Below are 14,830 nucleotides of genomic sequence, written 5' to 3'. Positions count from 1 at the left end.
TGGGAGAGTGTCATTTCAGTCGATCCGACTTGGTGAAGGACTTCTGCCGCTTGAACAGACCCTTGCGGTAGAACGGAAACAGCTGCAGCCAGGTGCGGATCTTCAGCCAGCGCCCGTACAGCCCCAGCGGCTCGAACAGCACGAAGGCGATCAGCACCAGGCCGTACACCAGCCCCTGCAGGCCCGGCGCCTGTCCGATGGCGGCAGGCAGCCAGTCCTTGCCGATGGAGATCAGTTGCGGCATCGCGATCAGGAAGATCGCGCCCAGGAACGCGCCGTGCACCGAGCCCAGCCCGCCGATCACCACCATCAGCAGCAGGTCGATCGACTGCAGGATGCTGAACTGGTCCGGCGAGATGAAGCTCAGCTTGTGCGCATACAGCGCGCCGCCCAGCCCCGCGAGCGCGGCCGAGATCGCGAACGACATCGTCTTGTAGCGCGCCAGATGGATGCCCATGCTCTGCGCCGAGATCTCCGAATCGCGGATCGCGACGAAGGCCCGCCCCGTCGGCGAACGCAGCAGGTTCAGGATGCCCAGCGTCGCCAGCACCGCCACCACCAGGCAGAGGAAGTAGAAGCCTTCGCCAGAGCCCAGCGACCAGCCGAAGAGCTGCGTCGACTTGACGTGCAGCCCCGCGTTGCCGCCCGTCATGCTCTCCCAGCGCGCGAACACCTCCTCGACGATGAAGCCGAAAGACAGCGTCGCGATGCCCAGGTAGATGCCCTTCACCCGCAGCGCCGGCAGGGCCACCACCACGCCCACCGCCGCCGACAGCGCAGCGGCCGCGACCAGTGCCAGCGGAAACGGCACGCCGGTGTTCGTCAGCACGCCCTGCGTGTACGCCCCCGCGCCGAGGAACGCCGCGTGCCCGATGGAGAACTGGCCCGTGAAGCCCGCCAGCAGCATCAGCCCCAGGCCGACGATGCCGTAGATCAGCACGAAGGTCAGCTGCGCGAGCCAGTACTCGTCGATGACCCACGGCGCCGCGAGCAGGAAGGCCGCCAGCAGCCCGTACCAGAACACATGGCCGCCGTGCTTGGCGAGCCGGATGTCCTGGTCGTAACTCGTTTTGAAGATGAAGCGCATGGTTCAGGTCCGTCGCCGGGCCGCCCCAGGGCGGACCTGCGCCCCCTCGGGGGGCAGCGAGTACACGAAGTGACGAGCGTGGGGGCGCATTCTTTAAACCTTCTTGCGCAGCTTCTCGCCGAACAGGCCGTTCGGCTTGATCATGAGCATCAGCAGCACCACGATGTACGGCGCCGTGTCCTTGAAGCCGTCGGGCAGGTAGAAGCCCGCGAAAGATTCGACGATGCCGATCACCAGCCCGCCGACGATCGCGCCCGGCAGGCTGCCGAAGCCGCCCACCACCGCCGCCGGAAAGGCCTTGAGCCCGATGAAGCCCATGTTCGCGTGCACGAAGGTGATGGGCGCCAGCAGCATGCCCGCGATGGCCGCCACCGCCGCCGCGAGCCCCCACACCAGCCCGTTGAGCCGCTTCACCGGAATGCCCATGTAGTAGGCCGCGAGCTGGTTCTGCGACGAGGCCTGCATCGCGATGCCCAGCTTGCTGTAGCGGAACATCGCGAACAGCAGGCCGCACAGAATGGCGGTGGCCACGATGATCACGAACTGCTCCAGGTTCACCACCAGCTCGCCCAGCTTCCAGATCTGGTCCTTGTAGGGCACGGCCAGCGTGTGCGTCTCTGTGCCGATGCCCGGCACCATGGTGACGAGCCCGCGCGCCACGTACGCGATGCCGATGGTCAGCATCACGATCGAGAACTGCGGCTGCCCGAGGATCGGCCGGATCACCACCAGCTCCAGCAGCACGCCGAATGCCGCCATCGCCACCACCGCGAGGATGGCCGCCAGCCAGAAGGGCATGCCGAAGAGCGACATGCCCGCGAACGCCCCGAAGGCGCCGAGCATCATCAGGTCGCCCTGCGCGAAGCTCACCGTCTCGGTGGCCTTGTAGATGAGCACGAAGCCCAGCGCGATCAGGCCGTAGATGCAGCCTTGCGCGATGCCCGACAGCAGCAGCTGAAGAATCTGCATGGACTCTGTTCCGCCGCGTTCATTGCCGGGTGAAGCCGCCGCTGCCGCCGGCCGCGTCGTGCAGCGCGAGGCGGCGCGAGCCGGCCACGATGTCGCTGGGCTTGAGGCCGTAGACCTGGCGGATCGAATGACTGAAGTGCGTCGAGTCGGGGTAGCCGGTGTCGAGCGCGATGTCGGTCAGCGTGCTGCTCTGGCGCACATGGCGCAGCAGGCTGCGCGCACGCTTCCAGGCCCTGAACGCACGGAAGGCCATGCCCGTCTCCTGCTTGAACAGGTGCAGGAAGCGCGAGAACGACAGGTGCACCGAGGCCGCCCACTCCTCGGCCGAGGCCGGCGCAGCCGGGTCGGCGTTGATGGCGTCGGCCACCTTGCGGATGCGCGCATCGAGCGCGCGCGGCGCGAGCGGCTCGCCGAAGAACATCGTGTCGAAGTCGAAGCCCTCGAAGTTCATGCCTCGCGCCGAGGCGGCGAGCAGGTTCGCATGGGCCTCGCGCACGCGCTGCACGAAGGCCGGCGCATCGGCCGGGCCGCAGTGCTGAAGGAAGGCCGGCATGCGCGCCGGATCGACCGACTCCGACTCGATCAGCAGGTTGAAGATCAGCGGATGCGCGGTCTCCACCTCGTGCGGCACGTGCGGCGGCACCACGATGAACTCGCCGCTCATCCAGGCTCCGCCGCCGATGCGGATGCGCGTGGGCGGCGCGCCGACGGGCGACACGTACACGCCGTGCCCGCCCATTGTGCGCTCGGCAGCGGCACCGAGCAGGCCTGCGTAGAACACGCGATGCGGCGTGAGCCACATCAGGCGTTCGCCTTGCCTCTCGGCACCGCGCGCGGGCGGCGGCGTCCTCGTTCGCTGCATGGTGCTTGTCTCCTGCATCGGTGGACTGCCGCTTCGTGGCGGCGTCCTTTGTTGGCTGGATCGTAGCGGCGCAGGCCGCCTGCGCGATATGGGTTTGCGCCGATTTGCGCGAGGACTTTCCCTATGCCGCCGCGAACGCGCGGCGCAGCTCGGCGGCGCACAGCGCGACCGCCGCATTGGCCTCGTCGAGCACCTTGCCCATCGGCACGAAGCCGTGGATCTGGCGCTCGAAGCACACGTAGACCGCGCTGTTGCCCGCGGCCGTTAGCGCCTGCGCATACGCGGCGCCTTCGTCGCGCAGCGGGTCGTAGCCGGCGGTGAGCACCAATGCCGGGGGCAGCCTCGAAAGATCGGGATGCAGCAGCGGCGAGGCACGCCAGTCGAGGTCGTGCTTCGGGTCGGTGATGTAGTGGTCGTGGAAGTAGCGGATGGTGTCCGCCGTGAGCAGGTAGCCCTGCCCATTGCTCTGGTGCGATGCGTGGCCGCGCCGCATGTCGGTGGCCGGGTAGATCAGCAGCTGGTAGACGATGGGCATGTCACCCGCGTCGCGCGCGGCGATCGACACCACCGCTGCGAGGTTGCCGCCCGCGCTGTCGCCGCCCACGACCAGGCGGTTCGCGTCGAGCCCCAGCGCCGCGGCCTCGCGGCGCACCCAGCGGGTGGCGGCCAGCACGTCGTCGACGGCGGCGGGAAAGCGGTGCTCGGGGCCCATGCGGTAGTCGACCGCGACCACCGCGCAGCCCGCGCCGTTGGCCAGCTGGCGGCACAGCACGTCGTGCGTGTCGAGGTCGCCGATGACCCAGCCGCCGCCGTGGTAGTACACCAGCACCGGCAGAGGCCCCACGCCAGAGCCCATCGGACGGTACAGGCGCACCGGGATGGCGCCGTGCGGACCGTCGGCAGCGAGGTCGCGCACCTCGGCCACCTCGGGTGGCAGCGGCTGCGTGGCGGTGCGCCGCTCGCGGTAGAAGGCCCGCGCGTCGGCGGGCGACAGGGTGTGCGTCGGCGGGATGCCGCGCGCCTCGATGAAGTCCAGCAGGGCGCGCGCCTGGGGATGCAGCATGGTGTCTCCGGTGGATCGTTGCGAGCGTCCAGTGTGGGAGGCATCGGGCGCTTGCGGTATCCGCATGCACCCGCACCCCGACCGGGCCCGGCAAGCCACCGCACCATGCCCGCGCTCGCCAGGACACGGCTTGCGGAAACTGGCTACATCTATCGCGGAGACTCCTCCTTCGCAAGGCCCACGCGCCGGCACGGCCCGGGCCAGGGACACCGCGGAACCGGCCTTGCCGGGCCGCCGGTGTCGCCCCCGGCAGGGGGTTGGCGTAGCGACACGAAGTGCGCGAAGCCTGGGGGCGAGCTTACTTCCGGGGCTTCACGCGCGAGGCGGCTTCTTTCGCGAGCTTGCGGGCGGTGTCGGTGTCGGCCGCGTGCACCAGCGCCACGCCCATGCGGCGCTTGGTGAAGCTCTCGGGCTTGCCGAACAGGCGCACTTCGCTGCCGGGCACCTGCAGCGCATCGGCCACGCCGTCGAAGGCGATGCCGGTGGCGTCCACGCCGCCGTAGATCACCGCGCTGGCGCCCGGGCTCTTGAGAGAGGTGTCGACCGGCAGGCCGAGGATGGCGCGCGCGTGCAGCTCGAACTCGTTCTGCCACTGGGTGGCCATGGTGACCATGCCGGTGTCGTGCGGGCGCGGGCTGACTTCGCTGAACCAGACCTCGTCGCCCTTCACGAAGAGCTCCACGCCGAACAGGCCCTGGCCGCCCAGGTCGGCCGTGACGGCCTGCGCGATCTGCTGCGCCTTCTGCAGCGCCGCGGGCGCCATGGGGTGCGGCTGCCAGCTTTCGACGTAGTCGCCGCTCACCTGCACGTGGCCGATGGGGTCGCAGAACTTGGTCTCGATGTTGCCGGCGGCATCCTTGGCGCGCACGGTCAGCAGCGTGATCTCGTAGTCGAAGTCGATGAAGCCCTCGACGATCACGCGGCCGTGGCTCACGCGGCCGCCGGCCATGGCGTAGTCCCAGGCCTTCTGCACGTCGGCGGGGCCGTCGATCTTGCTCTGGCCCTTGCCGGAGCTGCTCATCACGGGCTTGACGATGCAGGGGTAGCCGATGCCCGCGTCGATGGCGGCCTGCAGCTCGGCCAGTGAGTCGCAGAACTTGTAGGGGCTGGTCGGCACGCCCAGCGTCTCGGCGGCCAGGCGGCGGATGCCCTCGCGGTCCATGGTCAGGCGGGCGGCGCGGGCCGTGGGGATCACGCGCACGGTGCCGGCCTCTTCCAGCTCCTGCAGCATGGGCGTGGCGATGGCCTCGATCTCGGGCACCACCAGCGCGGGCTTCTCGGCCTCGATCAGCGCCTTGAGCTGCGCCGGGTCGCTCATGGTGATGGTGCGGGCATGGTGCGCCACCTGCTGGCCGGGGGCGTTCTCGTAGCGGTCGACGGCGATGGTCTCGACGCCGAGGCGCTGCAGGGCGATCAGCACCTCCTTGCCGAGTTCGCCGGAGCCCAGGAGCATCACGCGGGTTGCGGAGGGGGAAAGGGGGGTGCCGAGGGTGGTCATGGTCGGAAGTCGAAAAAGGCGGGAAAAAGCAACCGCAGGACTGTAAGCCACCTGCAGCCGCCGGTGTCGCACGCGGGAACGGCGCGGGCGCGGGGCTGCTTCACAATCGATGTTCTTGCCGCGGGCCAGCCGCGCGCTCCCCTTTCTTTTTGCTTTCTCCAAGGAGTTCTCTCATGGCTATCCAGACTGTAGGCATCATCGGCGCCGGAACGATGGGCAACGGCATCGCGCAGGCCTGCGCGGTGGCCGGCGTGAAGGTGGTGATGGTCGACATCGCCCAGGCGGCGGTCGACAAGGGCCTGGCCACGGTGTCGGGCAGCCTCGACCGCCTGATCAAGAAGGAAAAGCTCACCGCCGAGCAGAAGACCGCCGCGCTGGCGCTCATCCAGGGCTCGACGAACTACGAAGACCTGAAGGGCGCCCAGCTGGTCATCGAGGCCGCCACCGAGAACCACGCGCTCAAGCTCAAGATCCTCAAGCAGGTCGACGAGATGCTGGCGCCCGAGGTCATCATCGCCTCGAACACCTCCTCGATCTCGATCACGCAGCTGGCCGCAGCCACCTCGCGCGCCGACCGCTTCATCGGCATGCACTTCTTCAACCCGGTGCCGATGATGGCGCTGGTGGAGCTGATCCGCGGCTACCTCACGAGCGACGCCACGCACGACACGGTGAAGGAGCTGGCCGAGCGCCTGGGCAAGTCGCCGATCACGGTGAAGAACGCCCCGGGCTTCGTGGTCAACCGCATCCTGGTGCCGATGATCAACGAGGCCTTCTTCGTGCTGTCCGAAGGCATCGCCACGGCGGAAGACATTGACGCCGGCATGAAGCTGGGCTGCAACCAGCCCATCGGCCCGCTGGCGCTGGCCGACATGATCGGCCTGGACGTGTGCCTGGCGGTGATGGAGGTGTACCTGGAGCAGTTCGGCGACTCCAAGTACCGCCCCTGCCCGCTGCTGAAGGAAATGGTCGCGGCCGGCCAGCTCGGCCGCAAGACCGGCCGCGGCGTGTACACCTACTAACCCCCGGACTCGGCCACTTCGTGTGGCCCGCCCCCCCCTTGGCAAGGGGGCGACACCAGCGGCCCGGCAAAGCCGGTTCCGCGGTGTTCCTTGAAAAGACAAGAAAGGAGACTGCTCGCATGACCGCCACGCCCACCACCCCACCCGCAGAAGGCTGCATCGACACCCAGGTACTCGGCCACGTGCTGCTGATCGGCATCAACCGCCCGGCCAAGCGCAACGGCTGGACGCCGCCGATGTTCAAGCAGCTGGCCGAGGCCTACACCCGGCTCGACGACGATCCGGAACTGCGCGTTGGCGTGCTGCATGCCTTCGGCGACCACTTCACGGCGGGCCTCGACCTGCCGGCGGTCACCGAATACATGAAGCGCGGCGAGAAGGCGATTCCTGCCGGGCTGGTGGAGCCGCACGACTTCGGCCTGCCCGACTACCGCCGCCGCACCAAGCCGATGGTGGTGGCGGTCAAGGGCATCTGCTTCACGGTCGGCATCGAGCTGATGCTGGGCGCCGACATCGTGGTGGCGGCCGACAACTGCCGCTTCTCGCAGATGGAAGTGCAGCGCGGCATCATGGCCACGGGCGGCGCCACGCTGCGCATGGCCGAGCGCGCGGGCGTGGGCAACGCCATGCTGCACCTGCTCACTGCAGACGAGTTCGACAGCGCCGAGGCCTACCGCCTCAACTTCGTGCAGAAAGTGGTGCCCACCGGGCAGGAGCTGGACGCGGCGCTGGCCATCGCCCAGCGCATCGCGGCGCAGGCGCCGCTGGCGGTGGTGGCGACGCGGCTGAACGTGATCAAGGCCGTGGAGCAGGGGCCGCTGGCCGCCGTGTCGGAATTCATCGAGACGCAGAAGCGCCTGTCGAACAGCGAGGACGCCGCCGAGGGCGTGCGCTCCTTCATCGAACGCCGGCCGGCGCGGTTCTCGGGCCGCTGAACTCTTTCATCAAGAACAACGAAGATGCCTCGTCTCACCCACCTTCTCACTCCTCTTCTCACTCGCACGGCGCTCGCCGCCGCATTCACCCTGCTCGCCGTGAACACCACTTCCGCCCAGACGCCCACGCCTGCAGCGCTGCCCGACCCTGCCGCCACCTCGGTCGAGGCCATGGGCTGGATGAAGGGCTTCCCGCCCCCGCCCGACAAGCTCATCACCTTCGACAACCCCGCCGGCGGCGTCTTCCCGCGCACGCGCTGGAGCTTCTCGCACGTGCGCGAGACGGTGCCCACGGCCAACGTATGGCGCGGTCCAGGCGCGGCCAGCCCGCTGCCTTCGACGCCGGCACCCTTCGACATCGAGGCCGTCACCTTCAAGCCCCTGGGCAGCGACCAGACGCTGAACTTCGCCCAGATGATCGCCAACACCTACACCGACGGCATCCTCGTGATGCACCGCGGCAAGGTGGTCTACGAGAAGTACTTCGGCGCGCTCACGCCCGAGCGTCCGCACATCGCGATGTCGGTCACCAAGTCCTTCGTGGGCACGCTGGCGGCCATCCTCGCGGACGAGGGCAAGCTCGACCCGGCCGCGCCCGTCACGAAGTACATCCCCGAGCTCAAGGACAGCGCCTACGGCGACGCCACCGTGCGCCAGGTGATGGACATGACCGTGGGCGTGCACTACTCCGAGAACTACGCCGACCCCAAGGCCGAGATCTGGGACTACGCGCGTGCCGGCGGCATGCTCACCCAGGGCGCGAACTACACCGGCCCGAAGTCGTTCTACGAGTTCCTCGTCACGCTGAAGAAGGAGGGCGAGCACGGCGAAGGCTTCGCCTACAAGACGGTCAACGCCGAGGTGCTGGCGTGGATCGTTCGCCGCGCCAGCAACCAGTCGCTGGCCGACCTGCTGAGCGAGAAGATCTGGCGCCGCATCGGCGCCGAGCAGGACGCCTACTTCATGGTCGACCGCATCGGCACCGAGTCGGGCGGCGGCGGCCTGAACACCGTGCTGCGCGATCTCGCGCGCTTCGGCGAGACCATGCGCAACGGCGGGCGCGCCTCCAGCGGGCAGCAGGCCATTCCGAAGGCGGTGGTGGAAGACATCCAGCGCGGCGGCGACCCGGCCAAGTTCGTGAAGGCGGGCTATCCGCTGCTCAAGGGCTGGTCGTACCGCGACATGTGGTGGGTCTCGCACAACCCGCACGGTGCCTACATGGCGCGCGGCATCCACGGCCAGAGCATCTACGTGGACCCGAAGGCCGAGATGGTGATCGTGCGCTATGCGGCGCACCCGGTGGCGGCCAACGGCGCGAACGATCCGCTCACGCTGCCGGCCTTCCAGGCGATGGCCGAGGCGCTGATGCGCCCCTGAGCCTTCTCAGTTCGAAGCCCGCTCGCGGGCGATCACCAGGAGCCCGTCCATGATCAGGCTCTCGACCAGTTCGAAGTGCCCGTTCATCACGGGCGCCATCTTCCAGCCCGCACCGCCTGTCATGTAGCAGGCCGGCTCCACGCCGCAGTGCGAGCGCACGTGCTGCACCATGCGCTCCACCGCGCCCGCGATGGCGTAGGTGCCGCCGCTGGTCAGCGCGTCGCTGGTGTTGGTCGGGAACTCGCGCACCTCGCCGGTGGGCACGTGCAGGCCCGCCGTGCCCGACTCGAGCGCGCGCAGCATGATGCCGTGGCCCGGCAGGATCAGGCCGCCGAGGAACTTGCCGTCGGCATCGATGGCCTCGACCGTCACGGCCGTGCCGATCAGCACCACCACCATCGGCCGCGGCGCCTGCCCCGGCCTGGCGGCGGCCAGCATGCGGTGGCGCGCGCCGATCATCGCCACGAAGCGGTCGGCGCCCAGGCGCGTGGGATGGTCGTAGCCGTTGACGATGCCTGCCTCGCCCGCGCTCGACATCACCCAGCGCGGCGTGCAGTCGAAGCGCTCGACGATCTGCTCCTCGGCGCGACGGCGCACCGCATCGCCGGCCACCACGCAGCCCAGCATCGAACCCGGCGAAGGCAGGTCGGCCCACGGGCCGTCGGCCAGCCGTTCGATGTGGTCGAGGAATTCGGCGCCCTGCGCCTGCAACGCGGCGCCGGGGCCGGCCGAGTCGTAGAGCGCCCACTTGATGCGGGTGTTGCCGATGTCGATGGCGAGGAAGGGGGATGACATGCGCGGGATTATTGCGACTTTGTTGTTATTCCTGCTGGCACGTCGTTGACACACGCGGCATGGGACTACGCAGGCACGCCGAGTTCCACCCCTACATTGGCGGGTTCCACCCACCACCGCACAAGGAGAGAACCATGGGATTGCTCAGTTTCATCAAGGAGGCTGGTGAGAAGCTGTTCGGCGGCTCGTCGGCCCAGGCCGCCACGCCCGACGCCAACCAGGCCGCTGCCGCAGCCATCAAGACCTACATCGAGACCCAGAACCTCGGTCTCACGGGACTGGAAGTGACCTACACCGCCAGCACCGGGGTTGTCACCCTCGCGGGCCAGGCGCCGTCGCAGGAAGCCAGCGAGAAGGCCTCGCTGGCCGCCGGCAACGTGGCGAACGTGACCAGCGTGGAGAACAACCTCGTCGCACCGGCCGCACCGCCCGCCCAGTACCACGACGTGGTGCGCGGCGACACGCTCTCTGCCATCTCGAAGAAGTACTACGGCGACGCCAACAAGTACAACGTGATCTTCGAGGCGAACAAGCCGATGCTGAGCAATCCGGACAAGATCTATCCGGGGCAGAAGCTGCGCATTCCGGCGCTGGGCTGAAAGCCTTTCGCCATGCAGTGCAGGAAGGCCCGCGGCGTACCGTGGGCCTTTGTGATTTCTGGCGCAGCCGATGAAGGGCAAGCCCACCCGGCGCGACGCGTACTCCGCACGCCGGGTGCCTGTTGCCCGATTAGCAACGATCGTCGCCTTTTGAGCAACGAATTCTTCGTGGCCCTGCCATGAAACACTCAGCCGCCAGGCTTCAGGCTCAGTTCTGCCGCCACGGCAACCCGCGCTTGCGCCAGCCGCCCGTCAGCCCGCGGTGCCCGTTCTCGTCCGGGTTGCCCTCGAAGCCTTCGAGGATGTTGTAGGCCTCCACGCCCAGTTCCGTCGCGCGCTTGGCCGCGGCGATGGAGCGCACGCCGCTGCGGCACAGCAGCACCAGCTTCTTGCCGCCTTCGGCCGCGGCACGGATGCCTTCGTCGAAGGCCGGGTTCAGCGCCATGCCGGGCCACTGCTTCCATGCCAGCGGCACGGCGCCGGGCACGTAGCCGACCCATTCGCGCTCGGCATCCGTGCGCACGTCGACCAGCACGGCCTCTGCGCTGGCGATCCATTGCGCGGCCTGCTCGGGCGTCACGTCGCCGGCGTAGCCCTTGTTCTCGATGGGTTCGGTCATCTCTCTTGCGTCCTTGGCATGCGGGTTTTCATTCCCCGGAATTTTTCACCGGTTCGTGAAAACCCTGTTTGTTGAGTGCTGCCGCGCGCCAAAGATGGCGCCTTGGGCCTGTCGAACCATAACTCCAAGACGTACAGCCTGGGTTTTCCCAAGTCAGAACCGTTTGGAGAGAGACAAATGACAGACAGCAAGATGCCCCGCCGCCGCGGGCTGCTCAAGGGCGCGGCCGTGGCCGCCGGCGCCATGTCCGTGCCGATGGTCAGCATGGCCCAGACCACCACCCTGCGCTTCCAGAGCACCTGGCCCGCGAAGGACATCTTCCACGAGTACGCGCAGGACTACGCGAAGAAGGTCAACGACATGGCGGGCAGCCGCCTGAAGATCGAGGTGCTGCCCGCCGGCTCGGTGGTGCCCGCCTTCCAGCTGCTCGACGCGGTGGCCAAGGGCACGCTCGACGGCGGCCACGGCGTGGTCGCGTACTGGTACGGCAAGAACTCGGCGCTCGCGCTTTGGGGCTCTGGCCCGGGCTACGGCATGGACGCCAACATGGTGCTGGCCTGGCACACCTACGGTGGCGGCAAGGCGCTGATGGAGGAGATCTACAAGGGCCTGAACCTCGACGTGGTCTCGTATCTCTACGGCCCCATGCCCACGCAGCCGCTGGGCTGGTTCAAGAAGCCGGTGGCCAAGGCCGAGGACATGAAGGGCCTGAAGTTCCGCACCGTGGGCCTGGCGGTGGACGTGTTCACCGACATGGGCGCGGCCGTGAACCCGCTGCCCGGCGGCGAGATCGTGCCCGCGCTGGACCGCGGCCTGATCGACGCGGCCGAGTTCAACAATGCGTCTAGCGACCGCGTGCTGGGCTTTCCCGACGTCGCCAAGAACTGCATGCTGCAGAGCTTCCACCAGAGCGGCGAGCAGTTCGAGGTGCTGTTCAACGGCGCCAAGCTCAAGGCGCTGCCGACCGAGCTCAAGTCGATCATCGAGTACGCCACGCAGGCCGCGAGCGCGGAGATGAGCTGGAAGGCCATCGACCGCAACTCGAAGGACTACGAGGAGCTGAAGAAGGCCGGCATCAAGTTCTACAAGACGCCCGACACGGTGCTGCGCGCGCAGCTCGCATCGTGGGACAAGACCATCGCGAAGAAGTCGGCCGAGAACCCCATGTTCAAGAAGGTGCTCGACTCGCAGCGAGCCTTCGCGGAACGCGCGGGCCAGTGGCAGAACGACTACGAGGTCGATTTCAAGATGGCCTACAACCACTACTTCGGACGGCAGGCGAAGAAGACCTGAGCCAAGGGATCGATGCGACGCGAGGGCACCCGTGCGGTGCCCTCTTTTCATGCCTGCGCCCAAGCTGCCGCGCAAGACACGGATGACGCGGCGAGGAGTTCGTTCCGATGCAATCTTTCCTGCTGGCGGTCGACCGGTTCTCCACATGGATCGGCAAGACCTTCGCCTGGTGCGCCCTGCTGCTCACGCTGCTGATCAGCTGGGAGGTGTTCTCGCGCTATGCCCTCAACAAGCCCCACGCCTGGGTGCTGGACGCGCAGATCATGCTGTACGGCACCATGTTCATGACCGCGGGCGCCTACACGCTCTCGAAGAACGGCCACGTGCGCGGCGACGTGCTCTACGGCTTCTTCCGCCCGCGCACGCAGGCGCTGGTGGACCTGGTGCTCTACATCGTCTTCTTCCTGCCCGGCATCGTGGCGCTGACCTGGGCCGGATGGGTCTACGCGGGCGAGTCGCTCGCCATCCGCGAACAGACCTTCTCGGCCGAGCCGCTGCCGCTGTACCCGTTCAAGTACGTCATTCCGCTGGCGGGGTTCACGCTGCTCCTGCAGGGGCTGGTGGAGATCATCCGCTGCGTGCGCTGCATCCGCGAGGGCGCCTGGCCCTCGCGCGAGCAGGACGTGGAGGAAGTCGACGTCGAGAAGCTCAAGGAGATGGTGCACGTGAAGGACGAGGACATCGCCGCGCTCGATCGCGTCGTCGCCTCGAAGGAGGCCGCGCGATGATCCACCGCGAACTCTGGTTCGGCCTCTCGTTCATGGCGCTGATCGTGATCGGCGCGGTGGCGGTGCTGGCCAACGCGCCCACCATCACCAACGGCCACCTCGGCCTGCTGATGCTCTCGCTGGTGGTGGTGGCCATCATGCTGGGCTTTCCCACGGCGTTCACGCTGATGGGCATGGGCATGCTCTTCACCTGGCTGGCCTACGACCGCGACTGGCACCGCACGCTCGACCTGATGGTGCAGTCGGCCTTCAAGACCATGGCCAACGACGTGCTCATCGCGGTGCCGCTGTTCGTGTTCATGGGCTACCTGGTGGAGCGCGCGAACCTCATCGAGTCGCTGTTCAAGAGCCTGCACCTCGCGCTCGCGCGGCTGCCGGGCGCGCTGGCGGTGGCGACGCTCGTGACCTGCACCATCTTCGCGACGGCCACCGGCATCGTGGGCGCGGTGGTCACGCTGATGGGCCTGCTGGCGCTGCCGGCCATGCTGCGCGCAGGCTACAGCGTGCCGCTGGCGGCGGGCTCGATCACCGCGGGCGGCTGCCTGGGCATCCTGATTCCGCCTTCGGTGCTGCTGATCGTGTACGGCGCGACGGCGGGCGTGTCGGTGGTGCAGCTCTATGCGGGGGCGTTCTTTCCGGGGCTGATGCTGGCCTCGCTCTACGTGCTGTACGTGATCATCGTCGCGTGGCTCAAGCCGCAATGGGCCCCGCCGCTGTCGCACGCCGAGCGCGTCGTGCCGCTGCCGCCGCTGTCGCAGCGGCTGGCTGAAAGCCCGGCCGCGCATGCGCTGGTCGGCCTGCTGAAGGGCCGGCGCAATGCCGACGTGCCCTTCTCGCATGTGCTGAAACAGCTTGGCGTCGTCGCGCTGCCGGGTGTGATCTTCCTGCTGCTGGCCGCCTTCAGCTACAAGGCCGTGACCACCGTAGAAGCGCAGGCGCGCTACGAGATCGAGGAGATCGGCGCGGTGCGCAGCAGCACGCCGGAGTCGGGTGGACTGCAGGAGCCTCCGGTCGAAGGCGGGCTGCAGGAGCCGCCGCAGGAAGGCGGCCTCCAGGAGCCGCCCAGTGAAGATTTGCAGCCATCGGCGCCGGCCGCTGCTTCGAACCAAGGCTCGCTGGCCGAGCCACCGGGGGCATCGCCCGCACCACCGGCGCCTGCCGCCGAGGGAGCTGCGGAGCCCGCCGCCCCTGCCGCCGCCGAAGCCGCCACGCAGCGTCCCGCGCCGACCTGGTGGTGGGTCACCTTCGCCATCTTCGGCGCGATCGTCACGCTGTTCTACCTGTTCCTGAGCTTCGCGCGGCTCGAGATATTCAAGATGCTGCTGGCGTCGTTCTTTCCGCTGGTGCTGCTGATCCTCGCGGTGCTGGGCTCGATCGTGCTGGGCCTCGCCACACCCACCGAAGCGGCAGCCATGGGCGCGCTCGGCGGCATGCTGCTGGCGGCGGCCTACCGGCGGCTCAACCTCGCGGTGCTGAAGGAGTCGGTGTTCCTCACGGCCAAGACATCGGCGATGGTGTGCTGGCTCTTCGTCGGCTCGGCCATCTTCTCGGCCGCATTCGCGCTGCTGGGCGGACAGGCGCTGGTGGAGGAATGGGTGCTCGGCATGAACCTCACCAAGGTCGAGTTCCTGATCCTGAGCCAGGTCATCATCTTCCTGCTGGGCTGGCCGCTGGAGTGGACCGAGATCATCGTGATCTTCATGCCCATCTTCATCCCGCTGCTCGACAACTTCGGCGTCGACCCGCTGTTCTTCGGGCTGCTGGTGGCGCTGAACCTGCAGACCGCCTTCCTGTCGCCGCCGGTCGCGATGGCCGCCTTCTACCTCAAGGGCGTGAGCCCGCCGCACGTGACGCTCAACCAGATCTTCCTGGGCATGCTGCCCTTCATGGGCATCCAGGTGCTGGCGATCGTGCTGCTGTACATGTGGCCGCAGATCGGGTTGTGGCTGCCGCAGCTGCTGTACAAGTAGAAGCGGCGGCAAG

Annotated in this window: 14 protein-coding genes; 7 read left to right on the top strand and 7 right to left on the bottom strand. The window is 68.1% G+C overall.

Annotation, left to right across the window (positions count from 1 at the left end):
• Positions 1–10: 10 nt before the first annotated feature.
• The 5 genes from FHY06_RS33775 to purT form a co-directional block, all read right to left on the bottom strand.
• The gene (locus tag FHY06_RS33775; protein ID WP_184607606.1) at positions 11–1,087 is read right to left on the bottom strand and encodes a branched-chain amino acid ABC transporter permease; all 1,077 of its coding nucleotides are present in this window, start codon (positions 1,085–1,087) and stop codon (positions 11–13) included.
• 93 nt (positions 1,088–1,180) lie between these two features.
• Positions 1,181–2,056 (bottom strand): branched-chain amino acid ABC transporter permease, encoded by an 876-nt coding sequence (locus tag FHY06_RS33770; protein WP_019657793.1) that lies wholly within the window; start codon positions 2,054–2,056, stop codon positions 1,181–1,183.
• A gap of 19 nt (positions 2,057–2,075) precedes the next feature.
• Positions 2,076–2,918: a helix-turn-helix domain-containing protein gene (locus tag FHY06_RS33765; RefSeq protein WP_184607605.1), complete on the bottom strand. Its 843-nt coding sequence runs from the start codon at positions 2,916–2,918 to the stop codon at positions 2,076–2,078.
• 121 nt (positions 2,919–3,039) lie between these two features.
• Positions 3,040–3,981: a LipP1 family hormone-sensitive lipase gene (locus tag FHY06_RS33760; RefSeq protein ID WP_184607604.1), complete on the bottom strand. Its 942-nt coding sequence runs from the start codon at positions 3,979–3,981 to the stop codon at positions 3,040–3,042.
• Positions 3,982–4,279: 298 nt separating this feature from the next.
• The gene (gene purT, locus FHY06_RS33755) at positions 4,280–5,479 is read right to left on the bottom strand and encodes a formate-dependent phosphoribosylglycinamide formyltransferase (RefSeq protein WP_126183861.1); all 1,200 of its coding nucleotides are present in this window, start codon (positions 5,477–5,479) and stop codon (positions 4,280–4,282) included.
• Positions 5,480–5,652: 173 nt separating this feature from the next.
• Here purT and FHY06_RS33750 point away from each other — a divergent pair, with 173 nt between their 5' ends.
• From FHY06_RS33750 to FHY06_RS33740, 3 genes are all read left to right on the top strand, one after another.
• Positions 5,653–6,501 carry a 3-hydroxybutyryl-CoA dehydrogenase gene (locus FHY06_RS33750; RefSeq protein WP_019657789.1) on the top strand — a complete coding sequence of 283 codons (849 nt, stop codon included), beginning with the start codon at positions 5,653–5,655 and terminating at the stop codon, positions 6,499–6,501.
• 119 nt (positions 6,502–6,620) lie between these two features.
• Complete coding sequence (locus FHY06_RS33745) at positions 6,621–7,436, top strand: crotonase/enoyl-CoA hydratase family protein (RefSeq protein WP_019657788.1); 816 nt, start codon at positions 6,621–6,623, stop codon at positions 7,434–7,436.
• Between the two features lie 24 nt (positions 7,437–7,460).
• A complete protein-coding gene (locus FHY06_RS33740; protein WP_184607603.1) occupies positions 7,461–8,813 on the top strand; it encodes a serine hydrolase domain-containing protein in 1,353 nt (450 codons plus the stop codon).
• A gap of 6 nt (positions 8,814–8,819) precedes the next feature.
• Here the strand turns inward: FHY06_RS33740 and FHY06_RS33735 are convergent, their stop codons facing one another.
• Complete coding sequence (locus tag FHY06_RS33735) at positions 8,820–9,608, bottom strand: type III pantothenate kinase (protein WP_184607602.1); 789 nt, start codon at positions 9,606–9,608, stop codon at positions 8,820–8,822.
• A gap of 134 nt (positions 9,609–9,742) precedes the next feature.
• Between FHY06_RS33735 and lysM the strand changes: the two genes are divergently transcribed.
• The gene (gene lysM, locus FHY06_RS33730; RefSeq protein ID WP_184607601.1) at positions 9,743–10,207 is read left to right on the top strand and encodes a peptidoglycan-binding protein LysM; all 465 of its coding nucleotides are present in this window, start codon (positions 9,743–9,745) and stop codon (positions 10,205–10,207) included.
• Positions 10,208–10,415: 208 nt separating this feature from the next.
• On the opposite strand, the gene FHY06_RS33725 is transcribed toward lysM, so the two are convergent.
• A complete protein-coding gene (locus FHY06_RS33725; protein ID WP_019657784.1) occupies positions 10,416–10,826 on the bottom strand; it encodes a rhodanese-like domain-containing protein in 411 nt (136 codons plus the stop codon).
• A 177-nt stretch (positions 10,827–11,003) separates the two neighbouring features.
• Here FHY06_RS33725 and FHY06_RS33720 point away from each other — a divergent pair, with 177 nt between their 5' ends.
• The 3 genes from FHY06_RS33720 to FHY06_RS33710 all read left to right on the top strand — a co-directional run bounded on the left by FHY06_RS33720 (position 11,004) and on the right by FHY06_RS33710 (position 14,817).
• A complete protein-coding gene (locus tag FHY06_RS33720; RefSeq protein WP_126183858.1) occupies positions 11,004–12,119 on the top strand; it encodes a TRAP transporter substrate-binding protein in 1,116 nt (371 codons plus the stop codon).
• Between the two features lie 107 nt (positions 12,120–12,226).
• Entirely contained in the window at positions 12,227–12,847 is a 621-nt protein-coding gene (locus FHY06_RS33715; RefSeq protein ID WP_019657782.1) for a TRAP transporter small permease subunit, read from the top strand.
• The gene (locus tag FHY06_RS33710; protein ID WP_184607600.1) at positions 12,844–14,817 is read left to right on the top strand and encodes a TRAP transporter large permease; all 1,974 of its coding nucleotides are present in this window, start codon (positions 12,844–12,846) and stop codon (positions 14,815–14,817) included. The genes FHY06_RS33715 and FHY06_RS33710 overlap by 4 nt, the downstream gene beginning before the upstream one ends.
• Positions 14,818–14,830: the final 13 nt, after the last annotated feature.

The organism is Variovorax atrisoli, assembly GCF_014195185.1.
Taxonomy (GTDB): Bacteria; Pseudomonadota; Gammaproteobacteria; order Burkholderiales; family Burkholderiaceae_C; genus Variovorax; species Variovorax atrisoli.
The sequence above is the reverse complement of the archived record's forward strand: the minus strand, read 5'-3'. Positions and strand labels throughout refer to the sequence as shown.

Bases quoted from the DNA above. Each gene is read 5' to 3' on its own strand.
- purT (WP_126183861.1), bottom strand. From the start codon at position 5,479: ATGACCACCCTCGGCACCCCCCTTTCCCCCTCCGCAACCCGCGTGATG.
- FHY06_RS33725 (WP_019657784.1), bottom strand. From the start codon at position 10,826: ATGACCGAACCCATCGAGAACAAGGGCTACGCCGGCGACGTGACGCCC.
- FHY06_RS33715 (WP_019657782.1), top strand. From the start codon at position 12,227: ATGCAATCTTTCCTGCTGGCGGTCGACCGGTTCTCCACATGGATCGGC.
- FHY06_RS33760 (WP_184607604.1), bottom strand. From the start codon at position 3,981: ATGCTGCATCCCCAGGCGCGCGCCCTGCTGGACTTCATCGAGGCGCGC.
- FHY06_RS33735 (WP_184607602.1), bottom strand. From the start codon at position 9,608: ATGTCATCCCCCTTCCTCGCCATCGACATCGGCAACACCCGCATCAAG.
- FHY06_RS33750 (WP_019657789.1), top strand. From the start codon at position 5,653: ATGGCTATCCAGACTGTAGGCATCATCGGCGCCGGAACGATGGGCAAC.
- FHY06_RS33745 (WP_019657788.1), top strand. From the start codon at position 6,621: ATGACCGCCACGCCCACCACCCCACCCGCAGAAGGCTGCATCGACACC.
- FHY06_RS33710 (WP_184607600.1), top strand. From the start codon at position 12,844: ATGATCCACCGCGAACTCTGGTTCGGCCTCTCGTTCATGGCGCTGATC.
- FHY06_RS33775 (WP_184607606.1), bottom strand. From the start codon at position 1,087: ATGCGCTTCATCTTCAAAACGAGTTACGACCAGGACATCCGGCTCGCC.
- FHY06_RS33720 (WP_126183858.1), top strand. From the start codon at position 11,004: ATGACAGACAGCAAGATGCCCCGCCGCCGCGGGCTGCTCAAGGGCGCG.
- FHY06_RS33770 (WP_019657793.1), bottom strand. From the start codon at position 2,056: ATGCAGATTCTTCAGCTGCTGCTGTCGGGCATCGCGCAAGGCTGCATC.
- FHY06_RS33740 (WP_184607603.1), top strand. From the start codon at position 7,461: ATGCCTCGTCTCACCCACCTTCTCACTCCTCTTCTCACTCGCACGGCG.
- lysM (WP_184607601.1), top strand. From the start codon at position 9,743: ATGGGATTGCTCAGTTTCATCAAGGAGGCTGGTGAGAAGCTGTTCGGC.
- FHY06_RS33765 (WP_184607605.1), bottom strand. From the start codon at position 2,918: ATGCAGCGAACGAGGACGCCGCCGCCCGCGCGCGGTGCCGAGAGGCAA.